The sequence below is a fragment of the Acinetobacter sp. ASP199 genome, assembly GCF_022700675.1.
Lineage (GTDB): Bacteria > Pseudomonadota > Gammaproteobacteria > Pseudomonadales > Moraxellaceae > Acinetobacter.
This window is the reverse complement of sequence record NZ_CP062182.1, coordinates 2,588,230-2,606,207: the sequence shown is the minus strand read 5'-3', so window position 1 is coordinate 2,606,207 and position 17,978 is coordinate 2,588,230. Positions and strand designations below refer to the sequence as shown.

18 protein-coding genes, 1 rRNA gene and 2 pseudogenes are annotated in these 17,978 nt (G+C 43.4%); 12 read left to right on the top strand and 9 right to left on the bottom strand.

Annotation, left to right across the window (positions count from 1 at the left end):
* Positions 1-26: 26 nt before the first annotated feature.
* Positions 27-716 (bottom strand): hypothetical protein, encoded by a 690-nt coding sequence (locus tag IHE35_RS12425; RefSeq protein ID WP_242787880.1) that lies wholly within the window; start codon positions 714-716, stop codon positions 27-29.
* A 267-nt stretch (positions 717-983) separates the two neighbouring features.
* Between IHE35_RS12425 and IHE35_RS12420 the strand changes: the two genes are divergently transcribed.
* Positions 984-1,847 (top strand): TonB family protein, encoded by an 864-nt coding sequence (locus IHE35_RS12420; RefSeq protein WP_242790010.1) that lies wholly within the window; start codon positions 984-986, stop codon positions 1,845-1,847.
* Here the strand turns inward: IHE35_RS12420 and IHE35_RS12415 are convergent.
* On the bottom strand, positions 1,844-2,134 hold the full coding sequence (locus IHE35_RS12415; RefSeq protein ID WP_242787879.1) for an antibiotic biosynthesis monooxygenase: 291 nt from the start codon (positions 2,132-2,134) through the stop codon (positions 1,844-1,846). The genes IHE35_RS12420 and IHE35_RS12415 overlap by 4 nt on opposite strands.
* An 82-nt stretch (positions 2,135-2,216) precedes the next feature.
* On the opposite strand from IHE35_RS12415, the pseudogene IHE35_RS12410 reads away from it, so the two are divergent.
* Positions 2,217-2,597, top strand: a pseudogene (locus IHE35_RS12410) (TonB family protein); the annotation flags it as partial.
* Here IHE35_RS12410 and IHE35_RS12405 read toward each other — a convergent pair.
* The 5 genes and pseudogenes from IHE35_RS12405 to miaB form a co-directional block, all read right to left on the bottom strand.
* A pseudogene (locus IHE35_RS12405) lies at positions 2,594-2,891 on the bottom strand (antibiotic biosynthesis monooxygenase). The pseudogenes IHE35_RS12410 and IHE35_RS12405 sit on opposite strands and share 4 nt — an antisense overlap.
* Before the next feature lie 31 nt (positions 2,892-2,922).
* Positions 2,923-3,291, bottom strand: coding sequence for a hypothetical protein (locus IHE35_RS12400; protein WP_242787878.1), 369 nt, complete (start codon positions 3,289-3,291; stop codon positions 2,923-2,925).
* A 180-nt stretch (positions 3,292-3,471) separates the two neighbouring features.
* Entirely contained in the window at positions 3,472-3,954 is a 483-nt protein-coding gene (gene ybeY / locus IHE35_RS12395) for an rRNA maturation RNase YbeY (protein WP_242787877.1), read from the bottom strand.
* A gap of 22 nt (positions 3,955-3,976) precedes the next feature.
* Positions 3,977-5,053, bottom strand: a complete 1,077-nt coding sequence (locus IHE35_RS12390) for a PhoH family protein (RefSeq protein ID WP_242787876.1) — start codon at positions 5,051-5,053, stop codon at positions 3,977-3,979.
* Between the two features lie 39 nt (positions 5,054-5,092).
* Positions 5,093-6,550 (bottom strand): tRNA (N6-isopentenyl adenosine(37)-C2)-methylthiotransferase MiaB, encoded by a 1,458-nt coding sequence (gene miaB / locus IHE35_RS12385; protein WP_242787875.1) that lies wholly within the window; start codon positions 6,548-6,550, stop codon positions 5,093-5,095.
* A 367-nt stretch (positions 6,551-6,917) separates the two neighbouring features.
* Here miaB and IHE35_RS12380 point away from each other — a divergent pair, with 367 nt between their 5' ends.
* The 6 genes from IHE35_RS12380 to IHE35_RS12355 all read left to right on the top strand — a co-directional run bounded on the left by IHE35_RS12380 (position 6,918) and on the right by IHE35_RS12355 (position 11,784).
* Positions 6,918-8,819: a lytic transglycosylase domain-containing protein gene (locus IHE35_RS12380; protein ID WP_242790009.1), complete on the top strand. Its 1,902-nt coding sequence runs from the start codon at positions 6,918-6,920 to the stop codon at positions 8,817-8,819.
* Between the two features lie 31 nt (positions 8,820-8,850).
* Entirely contained in the window at positions 8,851-9,489 is a 639-nt protein-coding gene (locus IHE35_RS12375) for a ribonuclease I (RefSeq protein WP_242787874.1), read from the top strand.
* Between the two features lie 173 nt (positions 9,490-9,662).
* A complete protein-coding gene (locus IHE35_RS12370) occupies positions 9,663-10,649 on the top strand; it encodes a malate dehydrogenase (RefSeq protein ID WP_242787873.1) in 987 nt (328 codons plus the stop codon).
* Between the two features lie 169 nt (positions 10,650-10,818).
* Complete coding sequence (locus tag IHE35_RS12365) at positions 10,819-11,097, top strand: DUF2789 family protein (protein ID WP_242787872.1); 279 nt, start codon at positions 10,819-10,821, stop codon at positions 11,095-11,097.
* Between the two features lie 48 nt (positions 11,098-11,145).
* The gene (locus IHE35_RS12360; protein ID WP_242787871.1) at positions 11,146-11,409 is read left to right on the top strand and encodes a DUF2789 family protein; all 264 of its coding nucleotides are present in this window, start codon (positions 11,146-11,148) and stop codon (positions 11,407-11,409) included.
* Positions 11,410-11,526: 117 nt separating this feature from the next.
* A complete protein-coding gene (locus tag IHE35_RS12355; RefSeq protein WP_242787870.1) occupies positions 11,527-11,784 on the top strand; it encodes a DUF2789 family protein in 258 nt (85 codons plus the stop codon).
* 64 nt (positions 11,785-11,848) lie between these two features.
* Here the strand turns inward: IHE35_RS12355 and IHE35_RS12350 are convergent, their stop codons facing one another.
* Both IHE35_RS12350 and IHE35_RS12345 read right to left on the bottom strand, forming a co-directional pair.
* A complete protein-coding gene (locus IHE35_RS12350; protein ID WP_242787869.1) occupies positions 11,849-12,376 on the bottom strand; it encodes a hypothetical protein in 528 nt (175 codons plus the stop codon).
* 61 nt (positions 12,377-12,437) lie between these two features.
* Positions 12,438-13,040: a 2OG-Fe(II) oxygenase gene (locus IHE35_RS12345; protein WP_242787868.1), complete on the bottom strand. Its 603-nt coding sequence runs from the start codon at positions 13,038-13,040 to the stop codon at positions 12,438-12,440.
* 113 nt (positions 13,041-13,153) lie between these two features.
* On the opposite strand from IHE35_RS12345, the gene rlmJ reads away from it, so the two are divergent.
* The 4 genes from rlmJ (at position 13,154) to IHE35_RS12325 (ending at position 17,930) form a co-directional block, all read left to right on the top strand.
* Positions 13,154-14,011 (top strand): 23S rRNA (adenine(2030)-N(6))-methyltransferase RlmJ, encoded by an 858-nt coding sequence (rlmJ, locus tag IHE35_RS12340; protein ID WP_242787867.1) that lies wholly within the window; start codon positions 13,154-13,156, stop codon positions 14,009-14,011.
* A 37-nt stretch (positions 14,012-14,048) separates the two neighbouring features.
* On the top strand, positions 14,049-14,867 hold the full coding sequence (gene pssA, locus IHE35_RS12335) for a CDP-diacylglycerol--serine O-phosphatidyltransferase (protein ID WP_242787866.1): 819 nt from the start codon (positions 14,049-14,051) through the stop codon (positions 14,865-14,867).
* A gap of 18 nt (positions 14,868-14,885) precedes the next feature.
* Positions 14,886-15,962, top strand: a complete 1,077-nt coding sequence (locus IHE35_RS12330) for a DUF6670 family protein (RefSeq protein ID WP_242787865.1) — start codon at positions 14,886-14,888, stop codon at positions 15,960-15,962.
* A gap of 430 nt (positions 15,963-16,392) precedes the next feature.
* A 16S ribosomal RNA gene (locus IHE35_RS12325) occupies positions 16,393-17,930 on the top strand.
* Positions 17,931-17,978 lie beyond the last annotated feature (48 nt).

The following is a 17,978-nucleotide window of genomic DNA, read 5'->3' as shown; positions in this document are numbered from 1 at the left end:
CATTGTCATTTCACTACTTAAACATGTTATGAATCTTGTTTCTGCTTGATCGGTGTGACCTGATTTTCACTAAATTCATCTGCATCATCCCAGCTTTCTTCTTTCTCTTGAGAAAGCTTTCTGAACAGGGCTGCTAGATTTACATTCCCAATGACGACCAGTTCTGCTTCACGTAATACGGCATGATTGATATGCACTTTAGACAAGGTATCTATCACTGATCGGCTTTTACCGAGCCAACGGTTAAGATCTAAATGTAACAGGTCATCGACAACTTTAATGACACCCAGCTTTTCCAGAATCATACCAAGAGGGTCTTTATTCAAAATGCGCTGATAGAAGAATAGGGCACAACGTACACCGAGTTTATAGAACACATTTGGATATTTGGCATCAATTAGCTGGGTATCACTAATCTGTTCAAAAACAATCAGCTGACGGTCTTTGTTGAGTTCCATCTGTACCAGTTTCAGGTCAACAGAAAGAGTAATGATCATGCCATTATAATCAAGCGTTGCGTATAAGCGTAACCAGTCTTCATGCAGATCCGCATGTAAATCTTTTAAGACTTTGACGTTATCAGTCACAAAACGCTGAAAAGTTGCATTCAAAAATACTTGGGATAGGGAAAACTCGCGTTCATCTTCAATAAACCCTTCCGCCTTCTGATACATCTGGCGAATGCGTCTGGAAATATTGGAAATGATGGTTTGCATATGGAAGCATCCTGGCAACTATATTTTTGATAGCATGTATCTTGTCGAAAAGTATAAAAAATACAAGAGCGTGTGCTTGCAGTTTAGCAAAATAAATTGCACCATTTTTAGTGTTTTGTTTATACAACGTAGAAGATTTGATATATGTCTCACTACCTGTTCAAAGTGAAAGATATATCAATATTTATATATTAAACAACTTTCTTTGTAAGATCTTAAGGATAAAGGCTCCTGGCTGAGCCTGAAAATGTGACTAGAATGACCCTGATGCCCTTGGTTAAATCATGGTGGAAAGATCCGATTTTTAGCAGTGCTGTAGCTATTGCTGCATTATTACATATCATGATTTTAATGCTGCAGTTTGGAATGCCATCGGAACAGGATACTTCGACCAAGGAAATCGCAGTCAGTCTGCGAATCAGTAATGACAAAATCGAGCATGCGGATTTTCTTGCTCAGACAGATCAACAAGGTTCGGGTCAGTTCCGTGAAGCACATCGTATGTCCAGTGATGCTCCATTGCCGATGCCGGATCAAACAGCGGGGAAAGAAGAGGCGAATCAAAACAGCCAGGATATGTTGCAACAAAAACAAGAGTTGAGCTTTGAAGAAAAAGTCCTGATGACGACAATGAGCTGGCAGAAACAGGCAGGAGAACATCAGCGTAAGAAACGTCAGGAAGAACTCAACAGCCAGTTTCAAGCCAAGGCTGCTATGGTCGCTAGTCTGGAAGCTCAATATACGCAGCGCCAGAAAAATTTTAGCCGTCAGCAGAAAATCAAAACTGTTGATGGTATTCAGGCCAAGCAGGATGAATCCGCAGCTTATCTGGAAAAATTCCGTCAAAAAGTCGAATTTTATGGGAATCGTTTTTATCCTGAATCTGCCCGTATCCAGCGTCTGGCAGGAGATGTACGTCTGATGGTGATCCTTAATCAGAATGGTGGGATTCGTGCTATTCGTCTCTTGGAGTCTTCTGGGCATCAGATTCTGGATGAAGCTGCGAAAACCTCTTTGCGTAAAGCAGCACCCTTTGGTGCATTTGATAGCAAAATGAAAGATATTTCAGAATTACGCATTATCCGAACCTGGCGCTTTGACCCGGCCGAAGCAGAGTTTGAGGTTCGTTAGTGGTTGTAGTGACGTAATATCTTACAGATTTCAACACTGAAACTTTCATACCAAGTGCTGTGCCCGAGTTGCTGTGCAACATGATGTTCAGCATCCAAATGCCAAGCCTGTATGTCTGAAAGATCATTCCAGTAGGACAGGGCAATTTCAGACAGGCTTTCAGTTAAGGCTTCAAACTGCACACAACCATATTGAGTTAAGGCTTTTTGGCGTAACTGTTGTGCTGTGGTAAAATAAAGAGGATCAAGTTTTTTAATTTTAGCTTTAAAAATAACCACGTATTTCATGATCTTGACTTATTAATTGTTATTGATCTGATCATAAAATGAAACGCCTATAAAAAGCGAGCCAAAGCTCACTTTTTATAGCCAGAAAAACTTTAGTCGTCAGCAGAAAATCAAAACTGTTGATGGTATTCAGGCCAAGCAGGATGAATCCGCAGCTTATCTGGAAAAAATCCGTCAAAAAGTCGAATTTTATGGGAATCGTTTTTATCCTGAATCCGCCCGTATACAGCGTTTGGCTGGAGATGTATGTCTGATGGTGATCCTTAACCAGAATGGAGGGATTCGTGCTATTCGTCTCTTGGAGTCTTCTGGGCATCAGATTCTGGATGAAGCCGCGAAAACCTCTTTACGCAAAGCAGCACCCTTTGGTGCGTTCGATGCCAAAATGAAAGATATGTCAGAATTACGAATTATCCGAACCTGGCGTTTTGACCCGGCCGAAGCAGAGTTTGAAGTGCGTTAATCCGGCGCTGTTTCATAATGACGTAGTACCTTGCAGCATCCACGCTGAAATAGCGATACCAGTTATCTTTACCGAATTGTTGCGCGGCCTGGTGTTCAGCGTTCTGATGCCAGGCATAAATATCCTGCAGGCTGCTCCAGTAGGAAAGTGCAATCTCAGTGATTCCTTCAGTTAAACTTTCAAAATGCTGAAAGTGAAACTGGGTCAAGGCTTTTCCCGCATCTGTTGGGTGGTGGTAAAGTAATCTGTGTCTAACTGCTTAATTTTAATTTTAAAAATAATGACATATTGCATGGTAACTTCTGATTTTAACTAATTGCTGAAATTATTCTTCCACACGATGATAATAACCGTGTTCTTCGGAACTGTTCCAAATAACATTTAAAAATTTGCCTTCAATTTTCAGATGCTTTGGAAAAATCCTCAGATGCTTTTTATATTTACGCTCAGGTTTTAAACCGATGCAGTTGCCATTTTTCCACCATCTACCTTCAGCATATTGATCTAGGGCTCCATAAGCCAAATACCATTTAAATTTACCTTCAGGCAATAACAGCATTTCAGAGCCTGTTTCCATGACGCCATTTAAATAATAATGACCTGTCCAGACTTCATCTGCTTTTTGAAATTGGGTTTCTTTACATACCGTTTTTGAACTTGCATAAAGCGTTGAAGATAGAAGGGAAGTACCCATGAGTAGCAATACTAGAAGAATCTTTTTTATTTTTATCCTGAACTTTAGCTAATCATCTTTATTGTTATGAGGTGTATTTTATCAGCTTTGGTTGAATTAAGTAGCATTGATTTAATTGCTATTTACAGGCATATCTAACAAAAAAGCGAGCCGAAGCTCACTTTTTATAGCAAGAAAATTTTAGTCTTGTTCTAAATAAGGATTATCAAAACCGAGTTTTGCTAGAATCTCGATCTCAATACCTTCCATTTCTTCTGCATCTTCATCTGAAGTTTCATGATCATAACCCATCAGGTGCAAGGTGCCATGAACCAGCATATGGGTAAAGTGAGTCAAAGGGGCTTTGCCTTGTTCAATCGCTTCACGCAATACCACCGGAATACAGATCACCAAGTCTCCAATCGGAAAAGCATCCAGAACTTCTGCCATTTCATCTGGTAGATCACTTGGAAAAGACAGCACATTGGTGGGTTTGTCCTTCCCGCGATATTCCAGATTCAGTTTATGGCTTTCATCATTGTCGACACAGGCAATACCAATTTCACAATCGCTTTGCGTACCAATATGACGTAAAGCAGTTTCTACAACTTTCTTGATATAGGCACGCTTAATCACGAGTTCAGGTGCCTGAAAATCCTGTTGTAGACTAAGACTAAGTTTCAAAACAAATCCTTAAAAATAAATATTAATGCTGGGCATCAGCTGCCGCATCATTTTCAGCGACCAAGGCTTCCTGACGTGCTTTGCGTTCGGCACGTGCTTCGGCACTTAAACGTTGTTGCTCACTATCCCAGCCTTCATAGGCTTCAACGATTTTCTGAACCAGCTGATGACGTACCACATCACGGGAATGAAAACGTGTGATATGAATTTCTTTCACATTTTCCAATACACGCAGGGAATGGGCCAAACCAGACTGCTGACCACGTGGCAAGTCGACCTGAGTCACGTCGCCAGTAATCACTGCACGAGAGCCAAAGCCCAGACGAGTCAGGAACATTTTCATCTGTTCAGGAGTGGTGTTCTGTGCTTCGTCCAGAATAACAAAGGAGTGATTCAAGGTACGACCACGCATGTAAGCCAGAGGTGCAACTTCAATGATCTGACGTTCGATCAATTTGGCTACTTTTTCGAAACCCAGCATTTCATACAGGGCATCGTAAAGCGGGCGCAAGTATGGATCAATTTTTTGTGACAGATCACCCGGCAGGAAGCCAAGTTTTTCACCCGCTTCTACCGCAGGACGTACTAGGAGAATACGCTGAATTTCATTGCGTTCCAGCATGTCCACTGCCGCTGCCACTGCAAGATAGGTTTTACCTGTACCCGCAGGGCCAATGCCAAAGGAAATATCGCTTTGCAGAATGCGTTGTACATAACGCTTCTGATTGGCACCACGCGGATTGATACGACCTTTGCGAGTCTGTAGCCAGACATTGTCCAGACCGGTATGTTCCTGATCATGCAGGTTTTCCTGCAATTCACGGTCGGTCTGGCTGCCTTGGATCATCAGATGCAGAGTGTCTGCACTGATTTGGTTGCTGTGTTCAGATTCTTCATGAAGTCGCTGCAGGAGCAACTCCGCTCTCTCAACGGCATCGATTTCACCATCAATAAAGAAGCTGTCGCCTCGATGGGAAACTTTGACGTCTAAACGTTGTTCAATTTGCTTCAAATGACCGTTATAAGCACCGAGCATGCTCTGTAAACGCTCCATTGAAATTCCAGGAAAAGCTACTGTACGTCGAATCGCTGCTGTCAAAGAGAGTTCCTTATAGAGATAGGTTCTTGTATCCCTACATTACGCCACGTCAGGCTCAAGATTCAATAGCTCACCGTAAACTAAATTGAGTGTTTTTATTTCAGTGATTTCAATCTCGGCAAAACGGCCAACCCATGCAGGATCACCGATAAATGTCACATAACGGGTGTTATCTGCAGTGCCCACCAGGAGATTTGGATCTTTATCAGAAACTTTTTCAATAAGAACACGTTGGATGGTACCCAGCATGGCATCTGTTTTCTCAATACTGGATTGCTTGATCCATTTTTGAACTTTTGCTAGACGTTCTTTTTTCACCTGTTCAGGGGTGGTGTCTTCAAGTTCTGCTGCAGGTGTACCTGGACGTTTTGAATACACAAAGCTATAAGAATGGTCAAAGTCCATATCTTTAATAAACTGATAGGTTTCTTCAAAGTTTTCATCAGTTTCACCCGGGAAACCAATAATGAAATCTGAAGATAAATGCATATCTGGACGAACTTTACGAAGTTTTGCAATCTTCTCGATATAGACATCGATCGTATGGTTACGCTTCATCGCTTGAAGGACATCATTGGAACCACTTTGCACCGGTAAATGCAGATGTGAAACCATTTGTGGCAGGTCACGATAGCATTGAATCAGATCATCATTAAACTCAAGTGGATGCGAAGTGGTATAACGTAAGCGACCAATACCTGGAATTTCTGCAACCAAACGTAACAGGTCGGCAAAAGTGCAGATCTTGCCATCAAAGGTTTCACCACGGTAGCCATTTACGTTTTGACCCAGGAGTGAAATCTCACGTACGCCTTTTTCTGCCAGACCTGCAATTTCTGCAAGAACATCATCCAGTGGACGTGATACTTCTTCACCGCGAGTATATGGCACTACACAGAAAGAACAGTATTTTGAACAGCCTTCCATGATGGATACAAAAGCTTTATAACCTTCGACACGTGGTTCAGGCAGGAAGTCGAATTTTTCAATATCCGGGAAGGAAATATCGACCAGTTTAATTTTGTCTTTCTTTGGTTTTTCGATTTGCTCAAAATGCTGATCCAGCATTTGTGGTAAACGGTGCAGAGTTTGTGGACCAAAAATCATATCCACGTAGCCAGCACGTTTCTGGATGTTGTCACCTTCTTGTGAAGCAACACAGCCACCCACACCAATAATCAGGTCCGGATTTTTATCTTTCAGCTTGCGCCAGCGACCCAATTCAGAGAATACTTTTTCTTGTGCTTTTTCACGAATTGAGCAAGTATTCATCAGTAGAATATCTGCTTCTTTAGGGTCTGTGGTGAGCACGTAGCCATGTGAGTCACCCAAAAGGTCGGCCATACGATGACTGTCATACTCATTCATCTGACACCCTTGCGTTTCAATGTACAGTTTCTTGACTGCAGCATCGTTGGCTGGGGTGTGCGCTGGCTGGGTAACAGTGTTTTCTGAGGCAGCTGGGGCACTCTTCGGAATGAAGGTTTGAACCGTCATGAAGGCTCCTAGGGATAATGTGTTGTAAGTTGTGAGCGGATGACCTTGTTAATCTGCGAATCAGGTCATTTAGAGTTTAATTCACAGAATGAATTTTGTGGAAGTCGCATATTTTAGCAGGAAAGTCGCTTAAACTTATAGCCTTTATTGGTGGCCTGAAAATATTGATTTATGGACAGAAAATGTTTGAAAATTAATATCGCTGAATCATAAGGTTACATAAGAGAACAGTAGAGTCGGTCTAGAATTTATAAACTAGCACCGATGTTGAACAAAATTGTCTGGCACGAACTACATGATAGAAGTTAAATTAATGTTGAAACAGATTATAAGTACACATAAATATTCAAGCTTATTCACTGTAGGGATGGCCTGCCTGGGTTCAATGGGCGTTCAAGCTGCCGAAGCACAATTTAATGACGCACTCACTGCGGCAAATGCTGGAAATATTGAATTATTACAACAGTATCGTGCGGCGATGCAGAATGATGCCTTGGGTTACTACCCGGAATACTGGATTCTGAATCAAAATCTTGCCATGCAGCCGGCCAGTCAGATTATTAATTTTGCCCAGCGTTACCCGCAATCTGCCATGGCAGAAAAGCTGGCAGCAGACTATGTTGAAGAAAAAGTAAAACAGGCCGATTTTGCAACTGCACAGCCAGTCCTGCAATATGTGACCAATCCAGATCAGGCAGAAAGCTGCGCGATTGCTCAGGTACGTGCCAAAGGTGGTGATCCTCTGGTCTATGCCGAATATAAAGATATCTGGTTGACCACCAATTCTCAACCGGAATCTTGTACTGGTCTAGGCAGAATGATGCTGTCCAGTCCCTTATTAACAACTGAAGACCGTCAACAACGTTTGTGGGTACAATTGCGTGCCGGTCAGTCTGGACAGGCAATTGCGACTGCCCAGAGTATCGGCATCAACCTTTCTTTGGCACAGCTTAATAGCATTCAGGCCAATCCGACCGCCTATTTGTGGACGGCACCAAAAGCGACGACTGCTGATCATGCTTATCTGGTGTATGCCATGGGGCGACTGGCGGATAGTGATCTGAATACAGCATTTTCGAGTGTACGACGTACCGCGGAAGGTACCCCTGAACAAATTCAAAAAGCGTTGTACCGTGTAGTTGGTTATATCGGTGGCACCACGGTGATGAAAAATAACTTCAATCGTGAAGTCCTGAATTATCTGGATCTGAGTTATGGTCTGCCATTTAGTCCGGAAGAAGCGGAAATTTATGCACGTCAGGCAATTCGCTTTAGTGCCTGGGAAAGTCTGATTCGAGCGATTGATGCGATGAGTGTGACTCAGAAACAGGAAGATCGCTGGCAATACTGGCTGGCTCGTGCTAGTGAACAGCGCTCAGACCGAGCATCAAAAAAAGCAGCTGAAGATATTTATCGCAAACTGGCCACTGGCGATGATTACCATAACCTGCTGGCACGTGACCGTTTAGGGCAGTTAACTTTAGGTACACCGAAATCGGCACAGCCTTCCGCTAAGGCCATGCAGCGCCTGAATCAGGATATTCATTTCCGTCGTGCTTTTGCCTTGCGTAATATCAATGCTTCAGCCACGTATGTAAACCGTGAGTGGAATTGGGCAGTGCGTCAGGCTTACTTGAAACATGATGATGATCTGCTGCTTGCAGCTGCGAAACGTGCGCATGATATTGGCTGGCATGACCGTGCCATCTATGCTGCAGATCGTACAGTCAATAAGCACAACTATGATTACCGTTTCCCAATGCCATATCGAAATTATGTAGTTAGCCATAGCCAGAATGCCAGTGTTGATCCAGCATGGGCTTATGGTTTGATGCGTCAGGAAAGCCGCTTTAATACTGTAGCACGTTCGCATGTCGGTGCGGGTGGTCTGATGCAGATCATGCCGGATACGGCCAAGCTGGTCGCGCGTCAGATGGGCGAAACCTATAATCCGGCAGCATTAAGCGACATGAATACCAATGTTCGTTATGGCACCTTCTATTTGTCTACGATTCAACGCCAGCTCAGCAACAGTCCTGTTTTAGCAACGGCAGGTTATAATGCCGGACCGAATCGCGCACGTCGTTGGCAGCCAGACTTACAGAATCTAGCAGCAGATCAGTACACGGAAAGCATTCCTTTATTAGAAACACGGGATTATGTGAAACATGTCATGACCAATGCGACACATTATGGCATCCTATTGGGCCAGGGAGCACAATCAATCGGGAAACGTATGCAAGCAATTCCGCTACGTAGTACACAATAAAAATTAATGATTTAGGGATAGTGAATTATTCATGAAGTTGATGAATAGTCGTCGAGTATCAGTATGGATTTCTGCTTGTATAGTCGCAGGAGGAAGTTTTCCTGCGCTTGCGGCACCGACGGGCTATATCATGGATGTGCAGATGGTTCCCGCACTTTGCAGTCTGTATCCTGAATTGGCCAAAAAGCGAAAATGTCTGGAAGGCTATTCCTTGAATATCTCCGGCTTATTTCCTGAAACCAGTCAACAGGATTGCAGCACGCAGACTTCATCCGCACTTCCACCTTTACAAGCCAAGGTGGTTGCTCGTGTCATGCCGGATGAGGCGTCAAGGGCGAGCTTATGGCGGAATATTGGTGGCTGTATTCCGATGAGTGCCAGCCAGTATTTCCGGACGATCATTAATTATGCTGATCGTCTGAAAGTCCCACAGGAACTAACAGACCAAGAAAATATCGTCATGCCAATGAGTACATTGCGTGCAAAATTCCTGAAGATTAATCCGCAATTACTGGCCAGCGCTATCCGGTTTAACTGCCAGACAAACCGTAATGTCAGTCTGCTGACCGCAGTCAAGGTCTGCTATCGTAGCAATGGTCAATACAAGCAATGTCCGGGTACTGTGGTAAATACCTGTCCTCAGAACATTATGATTAAAGGTACATACTGAGCTTTTCAGGCAAATTAATTTATATTTCCTATCAGACTTTTGTTGGAATTCATTCTCTTTTACATGCATCTCCGAAAGGATTGGAGTACAATCTTTGCCGTTTATGATTATTAAGATTAGATAGAACAGCTATTTAATCCGCATTGACTATCCTCTCAATTGGAGATAATTACATGAAGCAACCTGTTCGCGTTGCCGTTACTGGCGCTGCTGGTCAAATTGGTTACAGCCTATTATTCCGTATCGCTAGCGGTGAAATGTTGGGTAAAGACCAACCAGTTATTCTTCAATTATTAGAAATTCCTGTTGAGAAAGCTCAACAAGCGCTTAAAGGCGTGATGATGGAACTTGACGACTGTGCTTTCCCATTATTGGCAGGCATGATCGGTACTGATGATCCTAAAGTTGCATTCAAAGATGCTGACTATGCGTTGTTAGTAGGTTCTCGTCCACGTGGTCCTGGTATGGAACGTGCTGATCTTCTTAAAGTAAACGGTGAAATCTTCATCGGTCAAGGCAAAGCACTGAATGAAGTTGCTAGCCGTGACGTTAAAGTTCTTGTTGTAGGTAACCCTGCAAACACGAATGCTTACATCGCGATGAAATCAGCTGCTGACCTTCCAGCGAAAAACTTCACAGCAATGTTACGTCTTGACCACAACCGTGCGTTGACTCAACTTGCTCAAAAAGCGGGCGTTGCAGTTTCTGACATCAAAACAATGACAGTTTGGGGTAACCACTCTCCAACGATGTATGCTGACTACCGTTTTGCTACAGTAAACGGCGAAAGCTTAAAAGACAAAATCAACGATGCTGAATGGAACAAAGATGTGTTCCTTCCAACTGTTGGTAAACGTGGTGCTGCGATCATCGAAGCACGTGGTTTGTCTTCAGCTGCGTCTGCTGCAAACGCTGCAATCGACCATATGCGCGATTGGGCTCTTGGCACAAACGGCGAATGGGTAACTATGGGTATTCCTTCTGACGGTTCTTACGGTATTCCTGAAGGCGTTATGTTCGGTTTCCCTGTAACTTGCGAAAATGGCGAGTACAAAATCGTTCAAGGTCTTGAAATCGACGAGTTCAGCCGTGAACGTATCAATGTTACATTGAACGAACTTGAAGAAGAGCGCGCAGCAGTGGCTGACATGCTTAACTAATTTAGTCTTTTAAGATTAAATAAAAAAAGCACTCCAAATGGAGTGCTTTTTTTATTTCAGAATATCCTAAGAACAAAAAATAACATCCTGTCAAAGAGCGACAACTGAACTTTCTATATAAGTCGTTTAATTTGTAAGCAGAGTCATCAATAAAAGAGGAGGTACTGAGATGTTAGAGCAGCGACCTACCATGGAAGTTTTTTTTGAGCAACTCGGCTTGGATTCAAGCCCTGAAGCAATCGATGAATTTATCAGAACCCATCAGATCGGGATGGATGTGCCATTACATAAAGCACCTTTTTGGACCAAGAACCAACATGACTTTCTAATTGGGCATTGGAAGCAAGATGATGACTGGGCCATTTTTGTCGATGTACTGAATGAACAATTACATATTGAGGCTGAAGGAAGTGGTTCTTGTGACATGCCTTCTGCTAAACCTTTGTAAAATTTTTTCAAGACAATGCAATGATCCTTTTAATGATGGAGTAAACCAATGATATTAGAACAGCAACCTACTTTAGAATTATTATTTGAACAATTGGGGCTGCCTGCTGATGAAGTATCCATTGAGGAGTTTACAAAAAATCATCAGCTCCCATCAGAGGTAATTTTGCCAGACGCAGAGTTCTGGAGTGAGGGCCAAAGTGCTTTTCTGCGTGAACACTGGCATCGGGATGATGAATGGATCGTAATCATTGATAAACTGAACCAGCTTTTACATGTCGAAAGTGATAAAGAAAATTCTGAAAGTAATTAAGGATGCTTTATACAAAAAGACACAACAAAACCTAGTCCTTTGACTAGGTTTTTTTTGCCTTATCTTATAAGTTGGTTCTATAACTAATTACAGATTAACTGATATAAGGAGGGCGAGATGCTCGGAACAATGCAACCATCCTTACCCCTGTTATTTTCGCAACTTGGTTTGCCGAATAGTCCTGCTGCCATTGAACTTTATGTACGGACCCATCAGTTACCGAAAGAAATGTCACTGCATGATGCGCATTTTTGGAATAAAGCCCAACGTTCATTATTGATTAGTCATTTGGTACAAGATGATGATTGGGCGATTTGGGTAGATGAATTGAATCAACAGTTACATTTGGATGCAGATCGGCGCCGTTTGGCTTAAGAAACTTAATAGAAAAAAATGCCTCATATTCATGAGGCATTTTTATAAGCATAATTTCGCAGTTTTAATGCATCCGACGACGTAGAGTTTGCATAAACCATTCCTGTTGACGGTATTCTTCAAAAGCTGGATGTTGATCTACCAGTTCCAGATCAAAATTGCTCGATTTACTGTATTTATTCAACCAGTGACGCGTCATGGCAGGTTCTTTTTTGCTTGCTGAAGCATACGCCAGGAAGAAATAGATATCCGCATGCTCATAATTGGTCATCGGTTTTAGAATCTGCTGGGTAATCAGTGCATAGCGATTTTCTTTGGTGAGCTCAAAGTAGATCATGTAGGCTTTAGCCAAATGCAGTGACAGATTGATATACAGCTCTAGCGGTATTTCTTCAAACTCGACTCGACCTTGCTCAAGTAGAACAATCGCTTCTTGCAGGAAATGTACCTGCTCCTGATGTACCTGACTGATCGTCACCAGTTGCAGGCGAAGGTCAGCCCGTTCAAGCGCCAGCTCAGGGGTATTGCCATCTAGAAATAGCTGATCTGTTTCACCAATGCGTGCAATGATCTCTTTGGTGGTTGGTCGCATGAACGCAGTCCTCGTGTCTTAATGATTGCTATATGAGGCTAAAAAAATAAATTTAAAGTGATTAGATCAGGCTGGCATCAGAACGTAGCCAAGCCGTAATCGACAGGCGCTGATGCTTGGCTTTCACCACTTCATGCAGCAGATCGCTCTGGAACATGGCAATCCGGTTGGGTTTAGGTTGCAAGATATGCCATTGCTCATTTTTGTCTTGCAGATGCAGTTCACCACCCCAGTCATCCTGCCATTCATCATGCAAGTAATATACTGCAGAGATCATGCGACCATTTTTACCCTGAGGATTGTCACGGTGCAGGGCATAAAACTCGCCAGCGTTATAGCAGGCAAAATGTGCTTCGACATCTTTAATACCGAGGAAGAAAGCACGATTCAATTCGTAAGAGAGCGCATGTAAAGTTTGCACATGCTGATTGGAAATTTTCAAGTCTTCAGTGAGCCACAGAATATGGTCACTACGGATATTACTGACTACGCCATTTTGAATCGCGGCATCACGAAAGCGGGCTAAATTATCAGTACATTCAGCAATAAGCTGTTCAACATAGGTCTGATCATATGCATTGTCGATAATACTGAAACCATGTTGATCCAGATCATCAAGAATCTGATCAACTGACCATGACGCTGGGAGTTGAACTGCGTCCATAGAGATTCACTCAGGCGGATAAATTGAAGTCGCGTTATTCTATGTAAGAAACGTGTCTGAACGAAACTGTTTTTCATGTTAAAATAGCTGTTGATCTTAGGAATAATTGAAACATGAATTATCGTCACCACTTCCATGCAGGCAACTTTGCCGATGTCATGAAGCACGTTTTATTGCTTCAGATTTTGTCTCGCCTTAATAACAAAGATAAGCCATATCGTTATATTGATACGCATGGCGGCGCAGGTAAATATGACTTATCGACTTCAGAAGCGCAGAAGTCGGGTGAGTTCTTAAACGGTATTCATCGCTTGGTTAAATTGGATGATTCGATCAAGCGCAATGCCCCTGAAGGCGTACAGCAGTATCTAAAAATTGTTGAAAAAATGCGTGAAAATTTCGGTAAAGGCGCGTACCCAGGTTCACCTTGGTTTGCTCTTGAAGGCATGCGTGACATAGACAAAGCTACTATTTTTGAAATGCAGCGTGATGTATTCCAGCAACTTGATCAAAATATTTTTGACAAACGTGCTGGTCTGCATGAACGTGATGCTTATGAAGGTTTACTTGCAGTCATTCCACCAAAAGAAAAACGTGGTCTGGTGATGATCGACCCGCCATATGAGCTGGAACGTAAAGATTTCCCTCAACTGGTCGAGTTAATTGCAGCAGCTTATAAAAAATGGCCAACAGGCGTATTCGCTGTATGGTATCCAATTAAAGACCGTGCCATGATTGAGCGTTTCGAGAAAAAAATGTTCAAGACCGGTATTCGCCGTCAGCTGATCTGTGAAATATGTGTATGGCCAGATGACACACCTGTGGGCTTAAATGGTTGTGGTCTGCTGGTGATTAACCCACCTTGGAAGTTCTCTGAAGATGCTGATGAAGCACTGCAATGGTTATTCCCACATTTACGTATGCAGGAAAATGGTGGTCACGCCGCAGTTCGCTGGTTAGTAGGCGAATAATTTTTAAAAGATAAGGTCATAGCTAGGATCGACAAGAATGACAAATATAAGCAAACCGGAACGTGACTCTTCAACCGAAGTGCCTTTTGATGGTATCACTTTTGAGGTGGAAGAAGAGGAGCATACTCAGGAAGGGCAAAAAATTAAGCGTCGAGGCATCTATCTATGGCCGAACCTGATTACAACCGCAGCGTTGTTGGCAGGTTTTTATTCAATTATTGCCAGTATGAATGGTAATTTTCAGCAAGCCATTTATGCGATCTTTATTGCAGCATTACTGGATGGCCTAGATGGTCGTGTTGCACGGGCCATTGGTGCGCAAAGTCCATTTGGTGAACAGTTTGATTCGCTATCGGATATGCTGGCCTTTGGTGTGGCACCTGCTATTCTGATGTATAGCTGGGGCTTAAGTGAATTGGGCCGGATCGGTCTGGCAGCCTGTTTTGTATATACTGCCTGTGCTGCCTTTCGTTTGGCACGTTTCAATGTGCAGATTGGTGTAGTTGATAAGCGCTACTTCATCGGGGTCGCGAGTCCACTTGCTGCTGTAATGATTATTTCGCTGGTCTGGGTCGGTTTAGATTTCCCGGAAATTTTCGATATTAAAGATCCAGTGGTTCAGATCATAAATGCCGTTGCGATTGTGATTACCGGTTTGCTGATGATCTCTAATATCAAATACTATTCTTTTAAAACGGTAGAGCGTAAGCGGGTTCCATTTTTTGTCTTGCCAATCGCCGTATTTATCTTTGCAGCGATGACTTACAACATTCCGGTCGGGATTCTGGTTATCTCTGTAATCTATGCTTTGTCTGGTTTTGTTACGACTTTCATGGCGAAACGACAAGTGAGCTAGTATGCGGGAGAGTCTGATATGGCGTTTCTTCAAGATTTATTGGATCGTTCGAAACAGCTGAATCAGACTCCTGCTGCCCAGGCCGATCTGGCCTGTCACGGTCCAAATAAAAAATATAAATATATTCACCATCGTTTTGTTATTCCCAATGTGCCTGCGCCACTGCATTATTTCAATTTTTTTAGCATGATCGGTCAGCCAAATGTGCCGATGCTATGTAATCCCGATGCCATTCATACTGATGCCTTGGATACAGCAACTGTCATCTGTAGTACCAGTCCGCACATGGTCGGTCAGTTGAATCATTATTCCATCCAAAATGAATGTCGCTTTGAAAACTGTAACTTCAATTTCCATGCACGTGAGCAATTGAGTAGTACATTTCCGGAATTTCATTTCACCCGCCAGGATGATGAGCTCAGTGTTGATCTGAAAATAAGAGCGATTGAGCTGATTACCCACTTTACTCAGCTTCGATTTTCTCTGGCTGACTATTGGTCTATCCCATGCTGGTGTGAAGGTGTCATTCAATATAAAGATCAGCAATACCAAATCGAAAGTCTGGGTAGCTTTGAATATGCCCGTAGTTTTAAGTTTCCCTATTTGCCATTTGCTTTCTTGACTTATCAGATGATTAATCTGAGTCAAAACCGGCAGATTATTCTGGTTCAGGTGCGTGATAGCTTTAATAAAATTATTCAGTCACGCATTTACTATAAAGATCTGGAAAGCCAGCAAACCCAAATGCTGGATGAAAATGTGATTTTTAAAGTGCATCGGGTATATCCGAGTGTGACCACACCAAATGGTCAGAAAATGTATTTGCCGCGTGAGTTCGAATGGTGCTATGAAAGTAAAGAGGGAATTCAAATCTCGATTCAAGGACAAAGTCGGGGTGATTTTAAATTTGGTCTTGGGGCAGGCTATGTGGGGAGTTTTACTTACCAGATAAAGATCAATGAACAGGAAGAAAATGGGGAAGGGGGCTATATTGAATACATTGATTGCCGAGCTTTACGCTTCCAGGAACTCAGCAAAGAAGAAAAAATATTAAGTAATGTGCCTAATTCTGTGCCATTTTTAGCCAAAGAATAGAAAAAACGCTTATTTCTGTAGAATAAATAAACAGGCGATGATTTTTGTTGAAAAAGGGGGTTGCAAGCCCTCTGAAATGCTGTAGAATGCACATCCATCGGCGGTGATGAAGATTAAAACTTCTGATAAAACAGTAACTTAGTTAAGATTGGTTGAGTTGGGTTTTATTTGATAAGTTTAAAAATAATCTGATTTACTGGTTGACTTTCTAGAGATAGAGAGTAATATAGCCGACCTAGCTTGCTGGTGACGAACCAACAAGAAGATCATTAAGAGATTATGAAGAACAACTTGTGTGGATTTTTACTGGTTGATCAATCGAAACTATTTTCATTGATAATTGGTAGAAATTTCTCGAAGTTTATTTGAGCAAATTTTTTGTCAGTAATTGATGAGCCAAGATTGGCACCCTATAGGTGCTATTGATTTTAAACTGAAGAGTTTGATCATGGCTCAGATTGAACGCTGGCGGCAGGCTTAACACATGCAAGTCGAGCGGGGAAAGGTAGCTTGCTACTGGACCTAGCGGCGGACGGGTGAGTAATGCTTAGGAATCTGCCTATTAGTGGGGGACAACGTTCCGAAAGGAACGCTAATACCGCATACGTCCTACGGGAGAAAGCAGGGGACCTTCGGGCCTTGCGCTAGTAGATGAGCCTAAGTCGGATTAGCTAGTTGGTGGGGTAAAGGCCTACCAAGGCGACGATCTGTAGCGGGTCTGAGAGGATGATCCGCCACACTGGGACTGAGACACGGCCCAGACTCCTACGGGAGGCAGCAGTGGGGAATATTGGACAATGGGCGGAAGCCTGATCCAGCCATGCCGCGTGTGTGAAGAAGGCCTTTTGGTTGTAAAGCACTTTAAGCGAGGAGGAGGAACTCTAGATTAATACTCTAGATGTTTGGACGTTACTCGCAGAATAAGCACCGGCTAACTCTGTGCCAGCAGCCGCGGTAATACAGAGGGTGCGAGCGTTAATCGGATTTACTGGGCGTAAAGCGTGCGTAGGCGGCTTTTTAAGTCGGATGTGAAATCCCTGAGCTTAACTTAGGAATTGCATTCGATACTGGAAAGCTAGAGTATGGGAGAGGATGGTAGAATTCCAGGTGTAGCGGTGAAATGCGTAGAGATCTGGAGGAATACCGATGGCGAAGGCAGCCATCTGGCCTAATACTGACGCTGAGGTACGAAAGCATGGGGAGCAAACAGGATTAGATACCCTGGTAGTCCATGCCGTAAACGATGTCTACTAGCCGTTGGGGCCTTTGAGGCTTTAGTGGCGCAGCTAACGCGATAAGTAGACCGCCTGGGGAGTACGGTCGCAAGACTAAAACTCAAATGAATTGACGGGGGCCCGCACAAGCGGTGGAGCATGTGGTTTAATTCGATGCAACGCGAAGAACCTTACCTGGCCTTGACATACTAAGAACTTTCCAGAGATGGATTGGTGCCTTCGGGAACTTAGATACAGGTGCTGCATGGCTGTCGTCAGCTCGTGTCGTGAGATGTTGGGTTAAGTCCCGCAACGAGCGCAACCCTTTTCCTTATTTGCCAGCGGGTTATGCCGGGAACTTTAAGGATACTGCCAGTGACAAACTGGAGGAAGGCGGGGACGACGTCAAGTCATCATGGCCCTTACGGCCAGGGCTACACACGTGCTACAATGGTCGGTACAAAGGGTTGCTACCTCGCGAGAGGATGCTAATCTCAAAAAGCCGATCGTAGTCCGGATCGCAGTCTGCAACTCGACTGCGTGAAGTCGGAATCGCTAGTAATCGCGGATCAGAATGCCGCGGTGAATACGTTCCCGGGCCTTGTACACACCGCCCGTCACACCATGGGAGTTTGTTGCACCAGAAGTAGGTAGTCTAACCGTAAGGAGGACGCTTACCACGGTGTGGCCGATGACTGGGGTGAAGTCGTAACAAGGTAGCCGTAGGGGAACCTGCGGCTGGATCACCTCCTTAACGAAAGATTGACGATTGGTAAGAATCCACAACAAGTTGTTCTTCATG

Coding starts and splice junctions, on each gene's coding strand:
- IHE35_RS12415 (WP_242787879.1), bottom strand. CDS start 2,134: ATGAAATACGTGGTTATTTTTAAAGCTAAAATTAAAAAACTTGATCCT.
- pssA (WP_242787866.1), top strand. CDS start 14,049: ATGACAAATATAAGCAAACCGGAACGTGACTCTTCAACCGAAGTGCCT.
- rlmJ (WP_242787867.1), top strand. CDS start 13,154: ATGAATTATCGTCACCACTTCCATGCAGGCAACTTTGCCGATGTCATG.
- miaB (WP_242787875.1), bottom strand. CDS start 6,550: ATGACGGTTCAAACCTTCATTCCGAAGAGTGCCCCAGCTGCCTCAGAA.
- IHE35_RS12400 (WP_242787878.1), bottom strand. CDS start 3,291: ATGGGTACTTCCCTTCTATCTTCAACGCTTTATGCAAGTTCAAAAACG.
- IHE35_RS12345 (WP_242787868.1), bottom strand. CDS start 13,040: ATGGACGCAGTTCAACTCCCAGCGTCATGGTCAGTTGATCAGATTCTT.
- IHE35_RS12365 (WP_242787872.1), top strand. CDS start 10,819: ATGTTAGAGCAGCGACCTACCATGGAAGTTTTTTTTGAGCAACTCGGC.
- IHE35_RS12370 (WP_242787873.1), top strand. CDS start 9,663: ATGAAGCAACCTGTTCGCGTTGCCGTTACTGGCGCTGCTGGTCAAATT.
- IHE35_RS12425 (WP_242787880.1), bottom strand. CDS start 716: ATGCAAACCATCATTTCCAATATTTCCAGACGCATTCGCCAGATGTAT.
- IHE35_RS12380 (WP_242790009.1), top strand. CDS start 6,918: ATGGCCTGCCTGGGTTCAATGGGCGTTCAAGCTGCCGAAGCACAATTT.
- IHE35_RS12420 (WP_242790010.1), top strand. CDS start 984: ATGCCCTTGGTTAAATCATGGTGGAAAGATCCGATTTTTAGCAGTGCT.
- IHE35_RS12350 (WP_242787869.1), bottom strand. CDS start 12,376: ATGCGACCAACCACCAAAGAGATCATTGCACGCATTGGTGAAACAGAT.
- IHE35_RS12355 (WP_242787870.1), top strand. CDS start 11,527: ATGCTCGGAACAATGCAACCATCCTTACCCCTGTTATTTTCGCAACTT.
- IHE35_RS12330 (WP_242787865.1), top strand. CDS start 14,886: ATGGCGTTTCTTCAAGATTTATTGGATCGTTCGAAACAGCTGAATCAG.
- IHE35_RS12375 (WP_242787874.1), top strand. CDS start 8,851: ATGAAGTTGATGAATAGTCGTCGAGTATCAGTATGGATTTCTGCTTGT.
- IHE35_RS12360 (WP_242787871.1), top strand. CDS start 11,146: ATGATATTAGAACAGCAACCTACTTTAGAATTATTATTTGAACAATTG.